31 protein-coding genes are annotated in these 20,908 nt (G+C 49.7%); 19 read left to right on the forward strand and 12 right to left on the reverse strand.

Annotation, left to right across the window (positions count from 1 at the left end; translation table 11 throughout):
- Positions 1–23: 23 nt before the first annotated feature.
- From ACJJII_RS10490 to ACJJII_RS10540, 11 genes are all read right to left on the reverse strand, one after another.
- On the reverse strand, positions 24–269 hold the full coding sequence (locus ACJJII_RS10490; protein ID WP_444919080.1) for a hypothetical protein: 246 nt from the start codon (positions 267–269) through the stop codon (positions 24–26).
- Positions 262–1,194 carry a hypothetical protein gene (locus ACJJII_RS10495; RefSeq protein WP_444919081.1) on the reverse strand — a complete coding sequence of 311 codons (933 nt, stop codon included), beginning with the start codon at positions 1,192–1,194 and terminating at the stop codon, positions 262–264. Before ACJJII_RS10495 ends, ACJJII_RS10490 begins: the two co-directional genes overlap by 8 nt.
- 108 nt (positions 1,195–1,302) lie before the next feature.
- Positions 1,303–1,557, reverse strand: a complete 255-nt coding sequence (locus ACJJII_RS10500) for a hypothetical protein (RefSeq protein ID WP_444919082.1) — start codon at positions 1,555–1,557, stop codon at positions 1,303–1,305.
- Between the two features lie 90 nt (positions 1,558–1,647).
- Positions 1,648–2,331: a hypothetical protein gene (locus ACJJII_RS10505; protein WP_444919083.1), complete on the reverse strand. Its 684-nt coding sequence runs from the start codon at positions 2,329–2,331 to the stop codon at positions 1,648–1,650.
- Between the two features lie 31 nt (positions 2,332–2,362).
- A complete protein-coding gene (locus ACJJII_RS10510) occupies positions 2,363–2,650 on the reverse strand; it encodes a phage antirepressor KilAC domain-containing protein (RefSeq protein WP_444919084.1) in 288 nt (95 codons plus the stop codon).
- Positions 2,647–2,805: a hypothetical protein gene (locus ACJJII_RS10515; RefSeq protein ID WP_444919085.1), complete on the reverse strand. Its 159-nt coding sequence runs from the start codon at positions 2,803–2,805 to the stop codon at positions 2,647–2,649. The genes ACJJII_RS10510 and ACJJII_RS10515 overlap by 4 nt, the downstream gene beginning before the upstream one ends.
- Positions 2,806–2,970: 165 nt before the next feature.
- Positions 2,971–3,273 (reverse strand): DUF7673 family protein, encoded by a 303-nt coding sequence (locus tag ACJJII_RS10520; protein ID WP_444919086.1) that lies wholly within the window; start codon positions 3,271–3,273, stop codon positions 2,971–2,973.
- On the reverse strand, positions 3,270–3,449 hold the full coding sequence (locus ACJJII_RS10525; RefSeq protein WP_444919087.1) for a hypothetical protein: 180 nt from the start codon (positions 3,447–3,449) through the stop codon (positions 3,270–3,272). Before ACJJII_RS10525 ends, ACJJII_RS10520 begins: the two co-directional genes overlap by 4 nt.
- On the reverse strand, positions 3,446–3,805 hold the full coding sequence (locus tag ACJJII_RS10530; protein ID WP_444919088.1) for a response regulator transcription factor: 360 nt from the start codon (positions 3,803–3,805) through the stop codon (positions 3,446–3,448). Before ACJJII_RS10530 ends, ACJJII_RS10525 begins: the two co-directional genes overlap by 4 nt.
- A 277-nt stretch (positions 3,806–4,082) precedes the next feature.
- Positions 4,083–5,420: an SNIPE associated domain-containing protein gene (locus ACJJII_RS10535; RefSeq protein WP_444919089.1), complete on the reverse strand. Its 1,338-nt coding sequence runs from the start codon at positions 5,418–5,420 to the stop codon at positions 4,083–4,085.
- 219 nt (positions 5,421–5,639) lie between these two features.
- Positions 5,640–6,314 carry a LexA family protein gene (locus ACJJII_RS10540; RefSeq protein ID WP_444919090.1) on the reverse strand — a complete coding sequence of 225 codons (675 nt, stop codon included), beginning with the start codon at positions 6,312–6,314 and terminating at the stop codon, positions 5,640–5,642.
- A 96-nt stretch (positions 6,315–6,410) separates the two neighbouring features.
- Here ACJJII_RS10540 and ACJJII_RS10545 point away from each other — a divergent pair, with 96 nt between their 5' ends.
- Positions 6,411–6,680, forward strand: a complete 270-nt coding sequence (locus ACJJII_RS10545; protein WP_444919091.1) for a transcriptional regulator — start codon at positions 6,411–6,413, stop codon at positions 6,678–6,680.
- A 136-nt stretch (positions 6,681–6,816) separates the two neighbouring features.
- Entirely contained in the window at positions 6,817–7,029 is a 213-nt protein-coding gene (locus tag ACJJII_RS10550; protein ID WP_444919092.1) for a hypothetical protein, read from the forward strand.
- A 17-nt stretch (positions 7,030–7,046) separates the two neighbouring features.
- Here ACJJII_RS10550 and ACJJII_RS10555 read toward each other — a convergent pair whose 3' ends face one another.
- Positions 7,047–7,229: a hypothetical protein gene (locus ACJJII_RS10555; RefSeq protein ID WP_444919093.1), complete on the reverse strand. Its 183-nt coding sequence runs from the start codon at positions 7,227–7,229 to the stop codon at positions 7,047–7,049.
- 118 nt (positions 7,230–7,347) lie between these two features.
- On the opposite strand from ACJJII_RS10555, the gene ACJJII_RS10560 reads away from it, so the two are divergent.
- The 17 genes from ACJJII_RS10560 to ACJJII_RS10640 all read left to right on the forward strand — a co-directional run bounded on the left by ACJJII_RS10560 (position 7,348) and on the right by ACJJII_RS10640 (position 20,888).
- Positions 7,348–7,581: a hypothetical protein gene (locus ACJJII_RS10560; protein ID WP_444919094.1), complete on the forward strand. Its 234-nt coding sequence runs from the start codon at positions 7,348–7,350 to the stop codon at positions 7,579–7,581.
- The gene (locus ACJJII_RS10565) at positions 7,578–8,396 is read left to right on the forward strand and encodes a hypothetical protein (protein WP_444919095.1); all 819 of its coding nucleotides are present in this window, start codon (positions 7,578–7,580) and stop codon (positions 8,394–8,396) included. Before ACJJII_RS10560 ends, ACJJII_RS10565 begins: the two co-directional genes overlap by 4 nt.
- A 25-nt stretch (positions 8,397–8,421) precedes the next feature.
- Positions 8,422–8,667, forward strand: coding sequence for a hypothetical protein (locus ACJJII_RS10570; RefSeq protein ID WP_444919096.1), 246 nt, complete (start codon positions 8,422–8,424; stop codon positions 8,665–8,667).
- A 44-nt stretch (positions 8,668–8,711) separates the two neighbouring features.
- Positions 8,712–9,377, forward strand: a complete 666-nt coding sequence (locus tag ACJJII_RS10575) for a hypothetical protein (protein WP_444919097.1) — start codon at positions 8,712–8,714, stop codon at positions 9,375–9,377.
- A 177-nt stretch (positions 9,378–9,554) separates the two neighbouring features.
- Positions 9,555–9,932 carry a D-Ala-D-Ala carboxypeptidase family metallohydrolase gene (locus ACJJII_RS10580; protein ID WP_444919098.1) on the forward strand — a complete coding sequence of 126 codons (378 nt, stop codon included), beginning with the start codon at positions 9,555–9,557 and terminating at the stop codon, positions 9,930–9,932.
- A gap of 206 nt (positions 9,933–10,138) precedes the next feature.
- Positions 10,139–10,480 carry a hypothetical protein gene (locus ACJJII_RS10585; protein ID WP_444919099.1) on the forward strand — a complete coding sequence of 114 codons (342 nt, stop codon included), beginning with the start codon at positions 10,139–10,141 and terminating at the stop codon, positions 10,478–10,480.
- A 468-nt stretch (positions 10,481–10,948) separates the two neighbouring features.
- Complete coding sequence (locus tag ACJJII_RS10590; protein WP_444919100.1) at positions 10,949–11,317, forward strand: 3TM-type holin; 369 nt, start codon at positions 10,949–10,951, stop codon at positions 11,315–11,317.
- Positions 11,314–11,511, forward strand: coding sequence for a holin (locus ACJJII_RS10595; protein ID WP_444919101.1), 198 nt, complete (start codon positions 11,314–11,316; stop codon positions 11,509–11,511). The genes ACJJII_RS10590 and ACJJII_RS10595 overlap by 4 nt, the downstream gene beginning before the upstream one ends.
- A gap of 4 nt (positions 11,512–11,515) precedes the next feature.
- A complete protein-coding gene (locus ACJJII_RS10600; RefSeq protein ID WP_444919102.1) occupies positions 11,516–12,250 on the forward strand; it encodes a hypothetical protein in 735 nt (244 codons plus the stop codon).
- Positions 12,251–12,338: 88 nt separating this feature from the next.
- Complete coding sequence (locus ACJJII_RS10605) at positions 12,339–12,860, forward strand: hypothetical protein (RefSeq protein ID WP_444919103.1); 522 nt, start codon at positions 12,339–12,341, stop codon at positions 12,858–12,860.
- Complete coding sequence (locus tag ACJJII_RS10610) at positions 12,832–14,823, forward strand: terminase gpA endonuclease subunit (RefSeq protein ID WP_444919104.1); 1,992 nt, start codon at positions 12,832–12,834, stop codon at positions 14,821–14,823. The genes ACJJII_RS10605 and ACJJII_RS10610 overlap by 29 nt, the downstream gene beginning before the upstream one ends.
- Positions 14,824–15,039, forward strand: a complete 216-nt coding sequence (locus ACJJII_RS10615) for a DUF6148 family protein (RefSeq protein WP_444900499.1) — start codon at positions 14,824–14,826, stop codon at positions 15,037–15,039.
- Positions 15,039–16,523 (forward strand): phage portal protein, encoded by a 1,485-nt coding sequence (locus tag ACJJII_RS10620; RefSeq protein WP_444919105.1) that lies wholly within the window; start codon positions 15,039–15,041, stop codon positions 16,521–16,523. The genes ACJJII_RS10615 and ACJJII_RS10620 overlap by 1 nt, the downstream gene beginning before the upstream one ends.
- Before the next feature lie 9 nt (positions 16,524–16,532).
- Complete coding sequence (locus tag ACJJII_RS10625; RefSeq protein WP_444919106.1) at positions 16,533–18,584, forward strand: ClpP-like prohead protease/major capsid protein fusion protein; 2,052 nt, start codon at positions 16,533–16,535, stop codon at positions 18,582–18,584.
- An 85-nt stretch (positions 18,585–18,669) separates the two neighbouring features.
- Entirely contained in the window at positions 18,670–19,041 is a 372-nt protein-coding gene (locus ACJJII_RS10630; protein ID WP_444919107.1) for a capsid cement protein, read from the forward strand.
- Positions 19,042–19,048: 7 nt separating this feature from the next.
- Complete coding sequence (locus tag ACJJII_RS10635) at positions 19,049–19,345, forward strand: head-tail joining protein (protein ID WP_444919108.1); 297 nt, start codon at positions 19,049–19,051, stop codon at positions 19,343–19,345.
- 334 nt (positions 19,346–19,679) lie between these two features.
- Complete coding sequence (locus tag ACJJII_RS10640; protein WP_444919109.1) at positions 19,680–20,888, forward strand: IS91 family transposase; 1,209 nt, start codon at positions 19,680–19,682, stop codon at positions 20,886–20,888.
- Positions 20,889–20,908: the final 20 nt, after the last annotated feature.

A 20,908-nucleotide genomic window follows, 5' to 3' on the forward strand; every position in this document is an offset into this window, starting at 1 on the left:
CTCGCCTACTGCTTAATCTGTTCTCAGCCTGCCAACAGGTCTAGCCCGCTTCTGGGCTGGCCATCGTTGGCGGAGGTATTTTGTGCTGGGGTTTTGCCGGTGTGGTCGCGTATAGCGAATCGGTCGGCATCCACATAGGGCTCCCCGGCGATGATCTGGCCGGGGATATGCTCGGCCTCTATCCACTCCAAGATTTTCTCTTTACCAGGGCGGGAGCCTTTTTCGAATTGCTCTTTGGCCCAGGTGACCCCTTTAACCAGCTTACCCATTGGGCAGCCCTCCCTGACTCGCGAGGAAGTATCCCCGGCCATTTTTATTGAGTGTGCCCGCCTGTTGCAGGGCGTCGAAAACGGGTTTAACGGTTCCGTGTCGAAGACGCATTTCGTTGATGATGTTGCGCATGACGGGCTTGTGGCCGAACTCCCCGGCGCGGATTCGCTGGGCGAGTTGCTGTTGTTCTTCGTTCAAGTGGCCGGTGTGTAACGGTTGTGTTTCCACCGTTTCAGGCTGTTGCAACGGTACAGTGGCGCGTTTCGCAACTGTTGCAGCAGCGTTAAACGCGAGCAACGCGACTAGCCCTACGATGTCTGTGATGATCGCTAGGGCGAGGAAACCGATATGCTGAACCTTTGCCGGGTCTGCGTTGAGGGTGTTCGCCAAGCTGCTGAAGGCGCTGTGCGTGCTGGGTGTTTGTTCGATTGTGGATAGCTTTTCTATGAGCTGCGTGCGCTCAGCCTCCATTGTGGATAACTGTGCGGCGGTATTAATGGCGCGTTGGCGGTAGCCGTTGTTGGCGTCGGTGTTGATCAGGCCGTTTAGGGTGTTGATCTGCTGTTGCAAACTGTTTAACTGCTGTTGCAACGCTTGGTATTCCTGGCTGTTACGGGCGCTGCGCTGTTGCTGTTCGTCGCTGTGAGTGGCGAGGAATCCGACCGTTGCAACAATGCTGATTACTACCAGCAGGGGCCAGAGGCAGAGCAGGGCATAGCCACTGGCCTGGCCCTGGTTGCGCAACCAAAGGCCCAGCGGGGCGAAGCTGAACTTGCACAGCTCCAGCGCCACCGCAGTAGCACCGGCCACCACCTGCCCGCCGAGACCTGCGGGCATGGATATCCACAGCTGCACGGTAAACGCTAGGCTGGTGCCGCAGAAGATTAGGGCGGCGATACCGGTGAGGGATTGCCAGAGCTTCACGCGGCTCTCCCTTTTTTCTGTTTACGATTAGCCATTGGGTTTTATTCGTTGCTATTTTCTACCCACTTAGCCCGCACTGGGCGGGCTTAGAAAGTTATTGGCTGTGGGTCAGGCGGCGTTTGGTTCTGGGTGAGGGCAGTCTTGGGGTTTGTCCTCGGTGATTTTTTTATCGTCGATACGATAAATTTTTGCGGTGTCGGTTTTCTTGTCGAAGATCTGAGCCCAGTGTGTGAATAGCTCCTGCTGGGCAATGCGCTCTACCTCTTGGTAGGCTTCTTCTTCGGTGGCGTAGGAGCGTTTGAAATCTTTGATGCCTCCCATTAGCAAGTTATAAGTGCCGGTAAATAGTGCGAATCTTTTCATGGAGTTCTCCAATTAATAAAAATTGGGCTCCGTACCGGCAGCCCTAACGGTTACAGCTGACTGATGCGCCTGGGGCGCGGTTGAAAGTTATTAATCGTAATCGAGGTAAATAGAATCGCCGTAGATTTCATCTATATCTGTAATCAAAGTTCTGCGGGCATATAGTTTGAAAAGTTCACCGGGAAGCCCATAATTAGCTGTGTGTGCCTGTACTCCTCTTCTAAAATTTTTACCATCCTCTCGGATAATCGAGATATAGTGATGCTCTTCATCGCGGTCCTTATGAAGTGAAATCTCGACATTATTGAATGAATATTCACCGTGGAGGATTTTCACATCTATAAAATCTTCGGATCGCTTCCATTCCAGTTTTATTTCTTCATATTCATTGCGAAGATGCTGTTCTTGCCATTCCTCTTTGATTAGTTCCAAGAACTCTTCAGATGTCATTACGGATGGAACAGGTTTTAGGGCCTCATCAATTAGTGGTTTTAAATGTGCGGCTGCTTGCTCATCTAGAGCTTTGATGTACAGCTCACCGATCATGTCGGTAATATATTTGTTGTACTCAGGCAGGGTTATTTGGTTTGTGCAGATAGAGATTTTATCTTCAATAGCCGTTTTTAAAGACTTGCCAAAATCACTATATTCGCGAAGCACTGAATCCAAAATTCCAACAATGGTAGCTTCAACTTTTGAGTCGATAGACTTTTCCAGTTTTCCGCTGTCGATGTACTTACCAAGACTTTCAGTGACGAGTTGCTGTAGTTCCATTTTTCAATCCTTTGCTTTTATTTGTGGGTGATTAACTAGCTTCGGGTACGGTTTGTTTTTCGATAAGGTCGCGCATCCAGACCATGCCGTTGGAGGTGACCTTGGTGTTGATGTAAGGCACTGCCACTGGGCCGCGTTTGTATTCAGCGTTTTGTGCAACGAGCAGGCCCTGTGTGGTGGCCCACTTTGTGGGGGAGTTGCGCATGGGTTCTTGGCTGTGTAATAAGCCGTTGTTCCGCATGAGTTTCATTAAATTGTTTCTGCCCATTCCCAATAGGCGGGCGGCTTGGGTGACGGTGAAGGTTTTTTCCTTTCTCACGCTGCCTCCTGATTTTCTTTTTGTGGGGTTTGGCCTTGGATGGCTTCGGAGAGTGTGGCGACTTGTTCGCGCATGCTTTTTATTTCAAATTCTTGCAGCTTCACCTTGGCCTGCAGCTCTTCGTACAGCTCTAAAATTCGGGTGAATTCATTCATGGCCGGTCCCCGTTTTTTTGAACTTCCTTTCTCTACCGATGGCGGGTTCCCAGTATCGGCAGGGTTGGCAATTCCAGCCGCGTAATTGCAATTGCCCATTAAATACAGGCCCTGCTGGCTTGCCACAGTGAGGGCAGGGCATTTGCGGTAGCGGCAGGGCTTGGTTCACGCGGCTTCCTTCCTCTGGGTTTCCAGGTGGTTCCAGTCGCGGTAGAGGGTGTGGAATTTTTTCTCACCATCCGCAATGACGTTTTCAGGTGATCTGCCGTGGTAGCGCAGATTGATTACGTTGATGGCATGCCAGAAGTTGTCGCCATCCAGTAACGCAAGGTCTGCTACGGGGACTGAAAAGTCGTAGCTATTCCAGGCGGAAAGCAAAACCAGTGCGGCAACTTTGCTGGCTCCAGAATTTCCATTGGCGACGGTGAGCAGGGTTTCCACGCTGTGGGCTGGATTGTTCTGGTTCATGCGGCATCACCTCCAAACGGTGGCCAGTTATTTACTGGCTTTGCGGTGGTGGGTTTTGGTTGCACTAGGCGGGTGCCAATTTTGTGGACGGCGTTGGCAATATCGATGCGGCGCTTGAGGCGGTCGATATTGTTTTTACTCATCGCCGTGGGGTGTACAAACACGGTGGCGGTCATGCGATTCCCTCCCGGTTGTTTCGGATGGTTTGTGAGGTGAGGCGGCGTTGGAATCGGGTGCGTAGCTGTTCTTGCTCTGCGCCAATTCCGCTGACAATCGTGGCGATCAGGACGAATTGGATTAATCCGTGCTTTACCGCCTTGGCCACGGCGTCTGTGCTGTTGCGGGCGTGGAGCTTGTAGAAGCACTCCGCGAGCAGGTTGCTGACGTTGGTGACGGAGCACTGCATAGCTTGGGCGGTTTCCCGGTTTGAGAGCCCTCGGGCGCGATGTGTTAGCGCTTCCGCTTGGCGTGGTGCTAGCTGTCGGAACTCCGTTTCGGTGCGCATTTTGGGTGCCCTGTCCTTGATTTGCATGAAGACAGTAGCCGAAAGTTAATGTGTTCGTCAATAGCCGAAAGTTAATACTAGGGGTTGTAGTGGTGTCGTTTGTCGTGAGGGGCAAGTAACTTATTGAATATCAATGGCGCTAGGAGTGGCTGCCAGAAAGGGATAATGGCTCTATCTAGTTTTGAGCTTGAGCAGAATATTGTCGCTTTATGAAGAATTTAGCGCCAATGGAGGCTGCGAGCTTCTACTTAATTGGGCAAGCAGCCAATGACTAGTGCATGTACAGGGTGCTTTTATGTAGCTGTTATATAGTTTCAGGAAACTCTTCAGCTAGATTATTTGCGGCTTTCTTACTTTGACGTTGGGCAATTATACTTCGAGATTCTCTGTAATCTCTGGCTTCAGCGGTTTTAATAAATTCAGCATTTGGATATTCCCTTTTAACTACTCTTTCAATATCCGAAAGGGATACACGGAAGAACTCTTTTCTTGTATTAACTAAATTGAGTCTTCTTTGATCAAATACCTTATGAAGTTTGTTTTCTAGCGCCGGAGCATTGTCTGAAAAGATCATGGCGTGGACATCAAAGGTGAAGGGGACACTAGCGTCACCAAGCTCTTTGACCCGATCATTTGGTTCTAGTCGTCTGGTCATTCCAATTTTATATACATGCGCACCAAATGATCCTACATTTGAAATAACATATACGTGCCCTTGTTTAGTTTGTTCTGCCATAGATTTGGCGCGTTCAGATTTTTTATGGGCCTCTGTGAGTTCTTCGTTTAGCTTGGCTATTTTTGCGTTAAGGTTTTCAAGTTTACTTCCTGTGGCTTTTTCAGCCTCTTTCTTTGCTTTGTCTAATAATTTTTTATACTTATCCTCCTCTTTGAGAGATCTTTCCATCTCTTGTTCTAGTTTTAACTCTTCTCGCATTTGGCGTTTAATTTCTTGCTGCTCTTCCTTTTCTTTTTGCTTCTTATCTTTGTATTCATAGGCTAGTCGTAGCTCTTTAAGCTTTAGGAGGTAGTACTCATGTGAGATAACTATAGAGTTAGATTGATTCATTTTGTTTATGGCGTCATAGGCAGCTTCTATTCGCTTTTCCATTCTGTCAACATTATTCCAGGTTGTATTGGAAATTGCGGAGTCGCATTCATTATTAAAAGCTCTGGCAGTTAACTTGATGGCCCGATTAGTCATCGTTCTGCCTTTCGCTTTGCTTCCTTCTACAGTCCACTGGGTGTTGCAATATATTGCCTTTTTAGAAGAAATTAAGCCTTTTTGTTCATTTTTTATATGGCCTATTTTCTGCTTGTATACCTCTGATGTGTCAAAGTCAAAGTGAGGTTTGTAGAATCCTAACTCAGCAAGCTGGATTTCCTCGTCATAGATGGCAGCTTTCTTGATTAGCTTGTTTAGTATTTCTCTTTTTTCTTTATAGTTTTGTATAAGGGTTGCTGTTTCAGTGGATATTTTTTGTTTCTCTTTTTTAGCTTTTTCAACTTCTTCATCAATATTTATTATTTTTGAATACTTCTGTTTAATTTTTTTAAGCTGTAGGTAAATTTTTGTTGTTACCACTGAAAGTGCTATAAGGGTCGCAATTGTTATGGATATTCCGATAATTAGCTGTTGCTCCATTTGACTCTATCCTTAGTGCAAGATGCAAAATCGACTATGTTCTATTTTTTGTTCACTTGAGGTGAAAGTGCAGAGAATTAGAAATATATCTAATCGGATAGATGTGAAGCAACAAAGTTATTTCATTTGTTGCTTTTTGATTGAGGTGAATTTCGGCTTGGGGGAGGCTATGTCACAAGTTAAAGTGACTTTTGTACATCTGTGCTAATTGCGAAGGTGTTAGTCTGGGGTGTAGGAACCAAGTATGACGCCGCAAAAGCTAACATCCATATCCGTGATATCCATTGATGGATAGCTGGGATTGATTGGCCGTAAGAAAGTGCGACCCATATCTTCGGCATAAATCTTGAAGGTAACTTCGTCATTAAGCTTGGCTATAACTCGACAACCATTAGTGAGAGGTTTGTCAGGGTCAACAAATATAATGGTTCCTTCAGGGTAAGATCGTTGGCCTGGGTAGGGGCTTGTCATGCTATCGCCATTAACACGTAGAGCGTAGGCTCGGTCAGAATGTGTTGCTGGGCAGGGCAGCCAAGCTTCGGCTTCACTCGGATCAATTAAGTCTAGAGCTTCACAAAAGGCTCCAGCTTGTACCCAGCTAATCAGGGGGATTCTCCCTTGAATCCTTGGTCCTTGGGTAACATTGCTTCCCTCCTTAGTGTTTCCTTCACCTGGTCCTTTACCAGTACCGGTGAGAAGCCAATCAACAGAGACACCAAGCGTTTCTGCAATTCGTTTGGCTGTACTCATTCGTGGCAGCTTCTCTCCATTGCGGTAGCTCCATATCGTTACGGTGCTTACCTCAAACAGGCGCGCCAATGCCTCCTGCGTATCTTCCACGCCGGCATGAGTAACCGCCTGCTTGAATCTCTTTGCAAAGTCTGGATGTTTCATGGCGACATATTAGCTATAAGTTAATTAATTATCGGCTATTGATTTCCGGTAGCTGAAAGTTAATACTCTAGCTTCTGATGACAAGGAGCAGCAGCAATGGTGCAGGAAACGACAGACTCTGCCCTAGATATCGCTATCAAACTGGTCGGATCACAGGCCAACCTTGCAAGGGCGATAGGGGTAACCCCGGTCTTTGTCTCCCAGATGCGTAATGGATTAAAGGCGATACCGCCAAAGCTTTGCTCAAAGATAGAGCTAGCTACTCAGAGGAAGGTTTCCCGGGCGTGTCTTCGGCCTGATGTCTTTGGGCCGTTGGATGATCTAGTTGAGGAGCAAGCCATGCCAGAAGTTCGGCAGGCAAGTTAAGGCCGTGCGGGTTCGTTTCAGAAACCAGAATAACGATCATTTTCAATTCCCCATTTTATTGTCCTGCCATTCTGCGGTTTCTGAAGATCGGGATTAATTCATTGCGGTATATGGGTATTTGTACAGGAGAGTGTAAATGGCTAAGGAGGTAGAGAAGTCCTTAATTTCAGAGCAGGGGGAAGCGCAGGAGACTGGTAACTCAGCAGGGCTTGGTCCAAAAGTAATTCTGACACGTGAGCAGATATTCGAGCGGGCAATGTGTCTCACAGAGACGCATGGTGAGGATGTGGAATTTTGGGTTAGTTCGATCCAGGGAGCAATTCAGGCAGTAAATGGGGCCCAGCTTTAACTGGGCCAATAGCCGGATTACTTCTGTTTACGTGCGTTGTGTACTGCATCAAAAATCGTTTGGTAGGCAGCTGTAACATTTTGTGTGGCTCGGTCAAGTTTATCGCCTGCAAGCTTCTCCAATTTGTTAGTGCTTTCTGTATTTGTGCCAATCATGGCGATAAGTATGTCTGCGGCAATGCGCTCATCTGAATCGCTCATAGCAAATCTCCGTTGCTGTTGGTGTAGGAGCTTTCAGCATACCGAGAAACCCGTCACCTGGGTAGTGGTGAGGCGGCCGGGGCTGTCCGGTGTTTTTCTCAAGGATAGGTATAAGAATATGAGCAACTTATTGTTTTATAAGGGGTATAGGGGTTCTGTCGAAACTGATCCCGATGAAGGTTTTTTGTACGGGAAAGTTTTGTATGTTGAGGACCTTATCAGCTATCAGGCAGAGAATATCAAATCGCTAAATGTGGCATTCGTTGAGGCTGTTGATGATTATTTGGCTGATTGCAAGCGGTTGAATATTTCTCCCTGTGATCCGTGTGATACAGCTGGAGGGAAGCAATGATTCGTCGAAGCGCTCGACCGTCTTCAAATTACTTGGTGGTTTCAAATTCCGTTGTGTGTGATCGCCGTATTTCATTCGCTGCTGGCGGCTTGCTGCTGCACTTGCTGTCGAAGCCGGATCATTGGGAGGTTTCACCTTCGGCACTGGCCAAAGAGGCTCAGGAGGGCAGGGACAAGATCTACAAGCTGTTAGGTGAGTTGATTGATGCTGGTTATTGCCAGCGAATTACTCGGCGTGGTGAGCGGGGAAAAATAGTCGGTATGGACTATGAAATCTCGGATATGCCGCGAAATGCTGATCCACGTCCTGAAAACCCGGATACGGATTTACCGGATACGGATTTACCGGATACGGATTTACCGGATACGGATTTACCGGATACGGATTTACCAGATACGGGTTTACCGTATCCGGATTTGCCGACACAAGAAAGTAAAGATACTAAGAAAGTAACCACTCTAGAAAATAACCAGAGAGAGAGCGGTCAGGGTGGTGCCCTTGCTGTCCGTCAGGAACCCGCCCCGCCATCGAAGCGTGGTACCCGCCTACCCGATGATTGGCAGTTAACCCAAGAATTTTACGATGAGGCGGCCAAGACGCGGCCAGAGGTGATGCATCAGATCTACGATATTGCGGCTAGCTTTGGTGATTACTGGAAATCTCAGTCGGGCAAGCAGGGAGTACGGCGTGATTGGTTGGCGGTGTGGCGCAACTGGGTGAGGCGCGAAAAGTTTATTCCACCGCAGCGAATAGCGTCCCAGCAGCGAACACGGGACCGGCCAATCGGTGAAATGCTGACAGACACTGGCTGGTAAACACGGATTTTCAAGGAGCGATGCCATGACCGTTGTGACTCTGACAGAAGCCAAAGAGCGAATTATGACTACCGTTGCGAGTAGACCCTTAGCGGTATTTCGCACGGATAACCCTCGCCAAGTGGATTTGGTGTTTGCCCATACGGTGGTGACTCAAAATAAAATTCGGCAGGTGCATGAGGATTATTTGGGGACTTTCCACCGGGATAATTTGCATGTGGCGAGAAAGGTTTTCCAGGAGCATTTCGATAGTTTTCAGCAGGCTGCGTAATTGTTCCGGTTGAGGTTACCGTTTGATGTCTTGGGGGGAGTGATATGAGATTCGATACTGCGAGACAGGCTTGGCATGATGCGTTCGATGGGTCGGCAGCGGCGTTTGATTACGAGGCCATGGGCGGTAGGAGTACGGCCACCCTAAGCACGCGCCGGGGCCGGAAGGTGGTTATTCGGGGTGAGGTTGAGGGCAAAGCAGATCAAGTAATTTGTCGGATAGATGCGCCACGAGTGAGTGGTACTGAGACGGTTGTGGGGAAGGGAAGCGGTAGCCGGGTGATGGATGCCTGCGAGAGGGGAATAATTCAAAACGTTGTTGCTAAGTTGCGGGATAGTGATCCGTTGGCTTATTGCTGGGGCATGGCTGCCTATGCTCCTCCGGCAAAAAGATTTAAAGAGCGGGCGGCGCTGTTGCAGTTTTTGATGTCTGAGTTCGATAAGTGGGAGGAGCCGCACCCGCGCGAGAAGGTTAGCCAGTTGGCGTTATTTTGTATTAGTGCGTGTGCGTTGCGGGATGTTAATGGGCGCAAGGTAGATGTGAAGCAGGCGCGGGTTATTGTTGGTTGTCAAAAATCCACGTGGGATCAGGAGTGGAAGAATATTTGGCGGAAATTACAAAGGCGTTTAGATCCGCTCCCTGCTCGTGCTCTGGGGCCTGTGTCTGAGGTTGTCGAGGGTTACAAAGAAAAGTTGCTGAAGGTGGGTTGACAGACTTTGACCCAGGATGGTACTTTTTTTCTAGCTTGCGGTTTTTCCGCTTGCAACAGAAACCCGGCTCCCCCAGCCGGGTTTTTTCGTTTTGAATCACTCATTTTTCATACTTGTTAATGTTCTTAATGGCGCTCTTTTGGGGCGCTTTTTTTTTTGCTTAAACCTTGAGGTTTTATGTTTCATAACGACTATTTCACAGAGTCTGAGTTGGCCTGTCGTTGTTGTGGCAAGAATCAATTTAAAGATGAAACGCTCCAACGCCTGATTAGAGTCAGAGAAAGCTTTGGCAGGCCAATGGTTATTAACTCTGGCTACCGCTGCCCAGCTCATAACGCCCAGCTAAAGGCCACTATGACCCATGCCACCGGACAGGCTGTTGATGTTCAAGTTGCACTAGGTAGGGCACACCGACTAATCCGAATTGCGCTTGAAGAGGGTTTCACCGGCATAGGGGTTAAGCAAAAGGGAGCAATTGGTAGACGTTTCCTTCACTTGGATGACTTGGAATCAATACCCGGCGAGCGTACCCGCCCCACAATCTGGAATTACTAATGACTTGGGCCATATCAAATCGATCCGGCAAGGTTATAGATGAAAAGAATAATAACTAAGATTCCGCCATCTACATTTGCCGTTTTATCATTTTATTCAAATAAAATTAAATATAAATTTTATCTTTTCGAAGATTTGACGAACGTGCTTTAACCATTTATAAGGCTTCTTCGATTTATGTTTGAAACTATAAAAAGGAATAATACATGTTGAAATATATTGGTGTTTGTTTACTCGCTCTTATCTCTCAAGTTTCTTTTGCTGCTGATTCTGAGACTGTAGCAAAAATAGATTCGTTCGTACTAATTGATACTAAGAATCTTGTTCGGATCTACCCTGAGGGAGGCGTTCAGAACCCACCTGCATGCCATGGCTGGAATGGTGATTACATTTCATTCAGTATGTCTAGGCCAATGGGTAAGGAATACCTGGACTCAATTATATACGCGCACTCCGAAAACAAGACGGTAACCTTGACCACTTTCCCTGCCTGTGCAGATGAGACGGGAACTGTGACGCTTCATCATATAAAAGTGCATAAAGACTAAGGGTGTAGAGATTTTCCAAGGGAATTCACTTCTTGCGTAAGATATCTTCTTCCATTTGGTGCTTTTGCGTTTTAAGAGTATAAATACGCTACTTTGAGATTGTTGTCTTTACAGGGAGCAGTCAGTACGAGCAAAGAAATTTTATTCCCCCTTAACCGGCCCATTCAGGCCGGTTTTTTTTGCCTGTTAGAAGGGCATCGGTGTGAGGTGAACGTACAGAAAAGTTGGTATAAACGGTGATGGGGTAGTTCAAGTGCAAGCCTCAGTTGATTGGTTGGGGTTAGTTGGCAATTTGATCACTAGCCTGGGCTGAAATATATCTGCGGTGACTACCCACAATCAGAACAGCCGATATATGCGTGAGAAGCCTGATAAATCGGAAATTAATATCCCCCCTGACCCTTTTAGCCACTCGGTGCTTCTTCCCCCTGCCACCGGCACCGGGCGGCCCTTTATTTTGGAGCTTCCATGATTTCAGCCATATCCAATCTTCTCGGTAAGGTCATAGACAAGGCTTTCCCAGATAAAGCAGAAGCTAATCGGTTAAAGGCTCGGGTTGATTCGCAGCTGATTTCAATGGACCTGGAAGAGCTAAAAGCAGCTACCCAGGTAATCACGGCAGAAGCCTCGGGGGAGTCATGGCTACAGAGAAATTGGCGGCCAGTAACAATGCTCACATTCGTCGGGCTGATTGTATTTCACTGGCTGGGATGGACAGCTCCAAACTTAAGCGAGGACCAAACTCTGGCACTGCTGGAGATAGTAAAAATCGGCCTCGGTGGTTATGTCGTGGGGCGCAGCGCTGAAAAAGCGATGAAGGCCTGGAAGCAGTCATGACACTTCACGACACCCTAAGAGAATTAGCAGATAAGGCCAGCTATATGACTGCCATTGGTGCTGGAACTCTCGCCGGTTGGCTCGCGGATAACTGGTTAGGCCTTGCTGGAGTGCTGATAGCTGCGGCGGGTTTAATGGTTAATTGGTATTACAACCACAAGCGACTAAAGCTGCAAGAAAGGCAGCAGGGCTAAGACGATGGACGTTAGTGTAAAGCTGGATACTTCAAAGTTTGATAAGGCAGCTGCTGAATTAAAAAAGCAGTTGCCCTATGCCAGTTCGGTTGCTCTGAATAATGTGGCGTTTCGTATACGTGGAGAAGAGCGCGCAGCCATTGGGCGCATCTTTGTCAATCCGGCGAAGCTGACACTGAACTCGGTACTGGTGAAGAAAGCCACTAAGCGCTCGGGTGTGGCGAAGATCTTCATCCGTGATCAGGCCCCCAATGGCACAGCGCCTAGTGAGTATCTGGCACCCTCGGTGATTAATGAGAACCGGGCTGACAAACGCTTTGAGCGTGCGCTTCGGCATGCGGGCCTCTTACCTAGGGGGATGTATGTAGTGCATGGGAAGGAGGCCAAGTTAAATAAGCATGGCAACATTTCGGTTGGGATCTACAAAAGGATTTTGGCAGAACTGCGTGCTAACTCCGGCGCTAAAAAGAGTGGAGCTGATGGTGCGCAGGGCACCAAGTCTAAATATTTTGTCGGAAAAGTTAACGGGAAGCGCAACAAGCAGTGGTATGGGGTGTGGAAACGGGCTGGTGGTAAGCGTAACCCAACCGCTAAACCCATTCTTATTTTCCTTAAAGGCAGGCCGAACTACCGCCAGCGCTTTCCTTTTGTTGGGATTGCACAGGGTATTGCTCGGCGGCACCTGCCGATAGAGCTTGATAAGGCTATGGATCATGCAATCAAGACTTCAAAGCGTTGATGAACGGGTCCTCCTGGGCGACCCAAAACACGAGCAATTCGGGCGCGTGTTTTTAACAGCTATCTGAAATTTCCTAGGGGGTTATACCTTGGCTGACAACCCATCACTTAATGATCAGGCCACTCAGTCGGGGTTCGCTCGGCTGGTGGGAACTTCTCAACCGGCAATTGCTAAGCATGTGCAGGCTGGGGTGTTGCCGCAAGGCTCTACTTACAGCGTGTGGCTACAAGTTTATTGTGAGCGGCTGCGTACTGAAGCTGCTGGCCGTCAGGCTAATGAAGCTCGCAATCAAAAAGATTTGGCTGATGCAGATAAGGCTAGGATGAGCGCGGAGAAAATTAGACGCGAATTATACCGAGAGGATCAATTAATAGTTGATGTTGAGTCTGTACGTAAGGTGATGGTGGAGTGGTCCACCATTGGTAAGAATGAATTTTTAGGAGCGGTAGAAAGCATCCTTATTGCTATCGAAAGTCAGCATGCCATTACCGTCGATCGAGAACCCTTACAGCCTAGTATTGACGCTGCCCTCAGAGCTATTGGTAGTTACGAGATCGAATCTCTCGCGCCTAGTGAAGGAGGTGCGGGAAACCTGGATACCGCAGCCTAAAGTCCCGCTGATTGAGTGGTTGCCGCAAAATATCAAACTGCCGTCTGAGGATAGCGATAACGCCGGTTATTACCGCAACGATTATGTGCCTTATTTCTGGGGTGTGATGCACGCGCTGGATAATCCGGTGTCATGGATGGTGGTGATGCAAAAGGCTGCGCAGATCGGCTGGACGGTTCTGCTGGCTACCGATATCTGCAAGGTTGCCGCTACTGAGCCCGCCCGCATCCTGATGCTGTTTCCCAAGGATGAAAAAGGCCGGCTGTTTATGGATGAAAAGCTGGTGCCGATTATTGAAGGGTCGCCGGCAGTGAGTAAGGTGATCGATGTCACCACCAGCCGCAAAGGCGGCAGCCGCTCAACGCGAAAGAAATTTCCCGGTGGTGAAGTACGCACCATTGGCTCCAACTCCATTTCCAATGTGAAATCCACATCAGCCCGCCGGGGCTATGTAGAGGAGCCTGACGATACCAACAAAGACGTCGGCGATCAGGGCGATTCCATTCGCCACCTGCGCGAACGTCTCAAGCGCATGCGCAATAAGAAATTAATTATCGGTGGCACCCCGGCGGTTGCGGATCTCTCCCAGGTAGAGCACTACACCAAGCTCGGCACCATGCGAGTGTTACCGATTACCTGTCACGACTGCGGTGAGTCCCATGTATTGGACTGGGAAAACGTCAGCTGGCTGGAAAAGGAGGGCGGCACACCGCACCCGGTATTCGGCCTACACCAGCCAGAAAGCGCAGTGTATGGCTGCCCGCACTGTGGTAGCGAATGGGATGACTACCGCCGTCAGGCCAATATTTTGCAGACCTGCAAAACCGCTCTGGAAAATGGCGATGACTTTGCCGGCTGGGTAAAAACTCAATGCGGCGAGGATTATTCTGATGACGAAATTGAACCGATAGAAACCTTTATGGAGCTATCGGAGCTTTATGTGTGTATCCCCGGCACCGGCCTCGCCGATGTGGTGCGGGATTTTCTTGAAGCCGAACACGAAGCGAAAAGCGGAGATGAATCCGCCCGCATTGTTTTTCAGAACAACAAACTGGGCAGGCCCTACCAGTACGCCGCCAGCCGCCTGCTGGACCATGAAAAGCTGCAAGAGGCCGCCGAGGATTACCCGGAATTAGTGTGCCCTGCCGGTGGCCTGCTGGTAACGGTCGGCATCGACGTACAGCACGACCGACTCGCAATCACCATTCGCGCCTTTGGCCGCAATGAAGAAAGTTGGCAGATGTACTGGGGCGAGATCGATGGCGATACCGCCGATAAAAAAGATGATTGCTGGTCAGCTCTGGATAAGCTGGTGTTCCAAAGTTTTGAGCACGAGCGCTTCGGCGAAATTCGCGCAGCGGCGGTAAGTATCGACTCCTCCGATGGCGGCACCAGTAACGCGGTGTATCACTGGGTGCGAACCCGCGATAAAAAATATCGTGGCGTGCTGGTGATGGCGATTAAAGGTGACAGCAACGACTTCGGCACCAGGGAAATATTCAACCAGCCCCGGCAGGTGGATTTTAACAACCCCAAGCGCCGCACCAAGGCAGACCGCTTTGGGGTAAAGGTATATATGGTTGGCACCCACAAAGCCAAAGACCTGATGGCCAAGCGGCTGCTCGGCACCAGTGCCTATATGCACAGCTGCAAACATGTGCGGCAGGACTACTGGGAGCAGGTCACTGCCGAAGTGAAAGCCCCCAGCAAGAAAAATAAAGGCCGGGAAACCTGGCAGCCACGCCCAGGCCGGCCCAATGAAGGCACCGATACCGAGGTCTACGCCCTGCACGCCGCCCACGCCATGGGCATGCACAAATATAACGAGAAAAAATGGTCCACCATCGAATCGCGCCTGGGCCAGCGCACGCTGTTTAGCGAACCTCAACAAACTACAGAACAGCCCATCGTTAAAAAACCAAGGCAGCCCGCGCAGCCAGCCGGCTCTCTACTGGATAGTTAAATGTCGAAAACTGCACAAGAGATGGTCGACCTCTATATCGAGGCCGAGATAGACGTGCTCGCCGGAAAAACCACGGTCATTAACGGCCGCCAATTTACCGCCGAGAACCTGCAGGAAATCCGCGCGGGTCGTCAGGAGTGGGAGCGCCGCGCAACTGCTGAAACCTTAAAGGCCGCCGGCAAACGCCCTGGGCCCGCCTACGCGAATTTTTGCTAATGAATAAATTAGATTCTGTCATCGGGTTTTTTGCACCCGAGGCTGCCTTGCGCCGTGTACAAGCTCGGCGTGCCCTGGAGATCGCCGCCGCCTATGAAGCCGCGCGCCCCAGTCGCCTGCGCAAAAACCCCGGTGATAACCGCAGCGGTGATCTGGTTCTGGAAGGCAGTGTGGAAACCCTGCGCGGCCAGGCCCGGCACCTGGAGCAAAACCACGATTTTGCCTTTGGCATTCTCACTACCCTGGTGAACAACATTGTTGGCCCGCGCGGAATCGATGTGGAGTTCCAACCCAAAACTTGGGATGGCGATATCCACGATGGTTTTGCCAGCCAAATGAATGATGCCCACAAGGAATGGGCGCGGCGCCCGGAATGTACCCGGCAATTTAGCTGGGGCAAAGCCCAGCGGCTTTTGTGCAATACCTGGCTGCGCGATGGTGAAACTTTAATGCGGCACTTGCAGGGCACAGTGCCCGGCTTAAAACACCGCACCCCGGTGCCTTACACCATCGAATGCCTGGAACCGGATTTCCTGCCGGTGGATTACAACGACCCCAGCAAGCGCATTGTGCAAGGCATTCAAAAATCCGCCTGGGGTGAGCCTTCGGGCTTTTGGTTGTACGACGAACACCCCGGAGCCTCATTTAACTGGCGCATGAAGCGCAGGCTTCACAGTGCCGACAATATCGAGCACCTGAAATTTGTACGCCGCCTGCACCAAACCCGTGGGGTTTCCATTTTTGCCGCGGTAATGAATCGCCTTACTGATATTAAAGACTATGAAGAAAACGAGCGTGTTGCCGCCAAGATTGCCTCAGCCATGGTCGGCTTTATCCAAAAGGGCAGCCCTGATACTTATGAGCATGATTCTTCTTGGGATGATGAAGGAAACCGCACTCTCAATATCCGCGCCGGTGCCATCTACGACGATTTACGCCCTGGAGAATCTGTCGGCACCATTCAAAGTAATCGCCCCAGTGGTCTGCTAACGCCCTTTTTAGAAACCATGCACCGGATGACTGCTGCCGGCACCATGGCCAGCTTTAGCAGCATCAGTAAAAACTACAACGGCACTTATAGTTCGCAGCGCCAGGAATTGGTAGAGCAGTGGGCAAACTACGAAACCCTCAGCCTGGAATTCTGTGAGGAAATTGTAGAGCCGGCCACCCGCCGCTGGGTGCAGATGGGTTTACTAGCGGATGCCTTCAAAGTGCCGAGTGATGTCGATCCATCCACGCTGATGCATGTCGATTTTATTACCCCGGTGATGCCCTGGATTAATCCGGTCCATGAAGCCAGCGCCGATGAAACCCTGCTGGAAAATGTACTGGCCAGCCCACAGCAGACCATCCGCCGCCGAGGCAAAAAGCCGGACGATGTGATAAAGCAAACCGCTGCCTGGCAGCGGAAGCTCAAACAAAACGACATTACCACCCCAACCAAACGCGAAGCCGTACCCGCGCAAGAAACTGAATTTGAATAGGAGGCAGCTATGCCGAATAAATCCTGGTACAGCATGACCGCTGCCGCCAATACCAGTGAAGCCGATATTTATTTGTATGACTACATCGGCTACTGGGATATGACTGCAAAAGACTTTGCCCGCGATCTCAAAGCGCTCGGTGATGTCAGCAAGATCAATCTGCATATCAATTGCCCCGGCGGTGATGTGTTCGACGGTACCGCCATCTACAACCTGCTCAAAGATCACAAAGCCGAAGTGGAAACCTGGATTGAAGGCATCGCAGCCAGTATGGGCAGTGTGATCGCCCTGGCCGGGGATACGGTCCATATCGCCGAGAATGCCTATTACATGGTGCACAACCCCAGTGCCGGTGTTCGCGGTGACGAGCGCGCTCTGGAAAAAACCAAGAGCCTGCTGGCCAAAGTTAAAGCCACCATGAAAAGCCTGTATTCCTCCCGCACCGGAATGTCGGATGAGGACATCAGCCAAGTGATGGATGACGAGACTTGGTATACCGGCACAGAAGCGGTAGAGGCCGGCTTCGCTACCGATACCACCGCAGCCATCGAGATGGCTGCCAGCTTCAGTGCTGATCACTTAAATCAATTTAAAAACACCCCTCAAGCCATTAACGCATTGGTCATGCAGGGGTCCACTGAATTTAGATTCCCGTCTGCGGTTGCAGGCAATCCAACCCAAACCCAAACCAAGGAAGCGCAAGCCATGCCTAAAACCACCTCCACCACGCCAGCTGCAACCGCTGCGCCCGAGGTTACTCCAGAAATGAAAGCGCAGATTACCGCCGATGCCAAAGCGCAATTTGCAGCCGATGAGAAAAAGCGCAAAGACGATATCACGGCTGTATTTAAAGGCTTCGAAGCACACAGTGTTGTGATGCAGGAATGTCTCAATGATATGGACTGCACCGCCGATAAAGCCAAAGACAAACTGCTCACAGCCCTCGGCAGCCAAACCCCAGCCCCCGTGCAAAGCTACAGTGTGGTAGTGCAGGAAGGTGAAGGCATCAAGCGCATGAAAGCCGATGCCGAAAATGCGATTGCTGTACGTGCTCTCGGTGAAAAGCGCACAGAGGGCAATGAACTCAGCGGCTACACCATGATGGAGATTGCCCGCATCCTGATGCAGGCCCACGGCCAAAGCTTGTCCGGACTCGACAGAATGGGTGTGGTCGCTGCAGCGTTTACCCATAGCTCGGGTGACTTCGCAACGGTACTCGGCAATATCGCCAATAAATCCATGCTCAAAGGCTATGAAGAAGCACAGGAAATCTTCCCGCGCTTTACCAGTGTCGGCAACCTCAGTGACTTTAAACTAACAACCCGCACAGACCTGGGCAGCTTCCCCTCACTGCGCCAAGTGGCACCGGGGGCAGAATTTAAATATGTGAGTATCGGCGAACGGGCCGAGACTGCCGCTCTGGCCACATACGGGGAACTCTTCTCTATTAACCGCCAGGCGATTATTAATGACGACCTGGGGGCCTTTACCCGAATCCCACAAAAGATGGGCCTCGCCGCCGTGCGCACCGTAGGGGACTTGGTATTCAGCATCCTGCTCAACAATCCCAAGATGGCAGATGGAAAAGCCCTGTTCCATGCAGATCATGGCAACCTAGCCAGCGCCGCTCTAATCAATACCGCCAGCATCGATGCCGCACGGGTGAAGATGGGCAAGCAAAAGGATGGCAGCGCAGTGCTCAATATCCGGCCCAAGTTCCTGCTCTGTGATATTGCCGACGAGGGCAGCGCAAAGGTCGCCCTGGAATCCGAATTCGAAGTGGGCGAATCCAGTAAAAACAACACCACACCGAACAGCGTGCGCAATATTGCTGAAGTGCTCTCTGATGCGCGCTTTAGCGGACACAACGGCTGGTACCTCAATGCCGACCCGGTAGCGCACGACACCATCGAAGTGCTCTATCTGGATGGCCAGCAGGCCCCGGTGTTAGAAGAGCAAAATGGCTGGAGCGTGGATGGGGTGGAATTCAAAGTCCGCCTGGATGCCGCTGCGAAAGCCTGGGATGCAAAAGGCATGGTGAAGACTCCAAAAACCAGCTAACCGCTAGCTCTAGCAACGTTCATTGAAGAGGCCGCATCGCGCGGCCTTTTTACTTTCAGTTACAAACCCAATTGAGGGAAAGAGAATGGCTACTAATTTTGTACAAGACGGCCGCATGCTGGATTACACCAACATCACCAGCGCGGATATCACCTCTGGCCAGGTGGTACCGGTCGGTGCGGTGCTGGGTGTAGCAATGGATGATATCGCCGTGGGTGAGTCCGGTGTGATTGCTATTGATGGCGTATTCACTGTGCCCAAGGTATCCGCCGCAGAGATCAATCAGGGCGAAACCCTCACCTGGGTAACCGCCTCCAGCTCATTCGATAGTAATGCAGCCACCGCAGCCACTGGCGATATCACCGGCTCCACCGCCTTCGCCGCAGAGGCTGCCGGGAATGGCGTTACCAGTTTTGCTGTGAAGTTTACCGGCGTACCGGGCACCGTGAAGGCATAAGTGAGTCATGGACCTGGACCAAAGAGCCGCAGAGCGCGCGTTCCGCAAATGGGGTAAGCCCGCTACCTATACCGATGGTAGCGGCGCTGAGCCTATTGATTGTCGAGTGATCTTTGAGCAGGAGATTGATGACTTCGATGATGAGGAGCGCGTGCGGGTGCCGCGTGTTGAGCTGAGTCTGCTGGTGAGTGAGGTGGGGGCTTACAACTCTGATGCGGTGATTACGCTGGGTGGAGTGGAGTATAAGGTTCGCAAGCGGCTGGCGGATGATGGGGTGGTTTGGCGGGTGCAGGTGGATGGGTAGCCTTAGTGGGTAGGTCAGCACAGGATTTATGATCATTGTGACTGTTATTTTTTTGAGTTGCTCATAATTACGAATAAATGCTTTAAAATCAGTGGGTTAAAGGGACGGTTAAAAATGGGGATAGTGGTCAAGTTGATCATTTTTCTAGATGGGCCGGTAGTGCCAAATGATCGTAATCTATTGATTTAGTGGAAGAAGATGGCATGTTGGCGTAAATTTGTATCAGAAATAGTAGTCAAAATAATAGTGGTCATGATGACCACTATATAAATGTTGTACAAACCCGCTGCGCGGGAGTGGTGCCACTTTTAAATTATAAGAGGCATTTTAGAAAATGCATAACCGGGTATTGCAAAATATATTTTCTGCGTACAGTGGTTATTTATCTAAAACTGCGCAACCACTAAAAAATTTGAAAGCTATCTCATCGATTCAGGAGTGCCGTACAAAAGCGATGGGAAGCAGTTATTATCGTTGTAAGCACAATCATGTAACTGAACAGTACCACTCTTGCAGACACAGAAGTTGTCCTCTCTGCTCAGGTCGAAAACAGCTACAGTGGGTTGATCAGCAACGTCGTAAATTATTTGATACAGAGCATTTTCATGTGGTCTTTACTATTCCTCATGAGTATCTTCAATTATGGCAATACAACGAAGAAAGGCTTACAGATATACTCTTTTTATCAAGTAAAGAAACGCTATTTGAATTGATGGGGAGCAAGGCTTATCAGGGAGTAACCCCTGGGATGCTTATGGCTCTGCATACTTGGGGAAGACAGTTAACTTTACATCCTCATATACACTGCTTGATGACCGCTGGCGGTTTGACTTTAAGGGAAAACTGGAAAGAAACAGGTGAATATTTATTACCTGTGCGAGTGGTTAAGAAACTTTATAGGGGGAAATTTCAAGCGCTTTTATTAGAACAGTATCGTGCCGGGTTACTCAAGCTCCCTCCCAATTGGTCAATAGGCCAATTTGATATCCTCTTTAAAGCTTGCTATCGCAAAGAATGGTCAGTTCGTATTCAGGAACGATATGAGCATGGTCGAGGTGTTCTGCTGTATTTTTCACGCTATATCAAAGGCGGTCCGCTGAAGCCAGCGCAGATATTAAATGTGGATCATAAGGGGCTGAAGTTTAGTTATTTTGATCACCGTGACCAGCGACGTAAGCAACTACGGTTAAAGCCTCAGGAGTTCTTAAGGCGTATTTTGCAGCACATACCCCCGATAGGTAAGCATATGGTACGAGGTTACGGATTATATGCTGGATGTAACAAAAAAAAGCACGATCTATGTAGCAATCTCGTGGGTTTAATGAAAGATCAACCACTCCCGGCTGGATTACAAATCCAAGATCTGGTGGTAGAGTGTGGTCAGTGCCACGAGCCCACAAAACTGAGTGGCAGGGTGTGGTCTAAGACGAAAAAAGAAATTTCCTTTATAGAAGGGGCGGTGCTGCCAGATAGCACCGACGGGAATGTACAACATGGCGATGAACCAGACACTGCAGGAATGGGCCTCTTTAGTTCGGCCTAAATTCAATGCCAAGTCATTTT

The sequence above is a fragment of the Microbulbifer maximicatervae (SeqCode) genome (genome assembly GCF_052467825.1).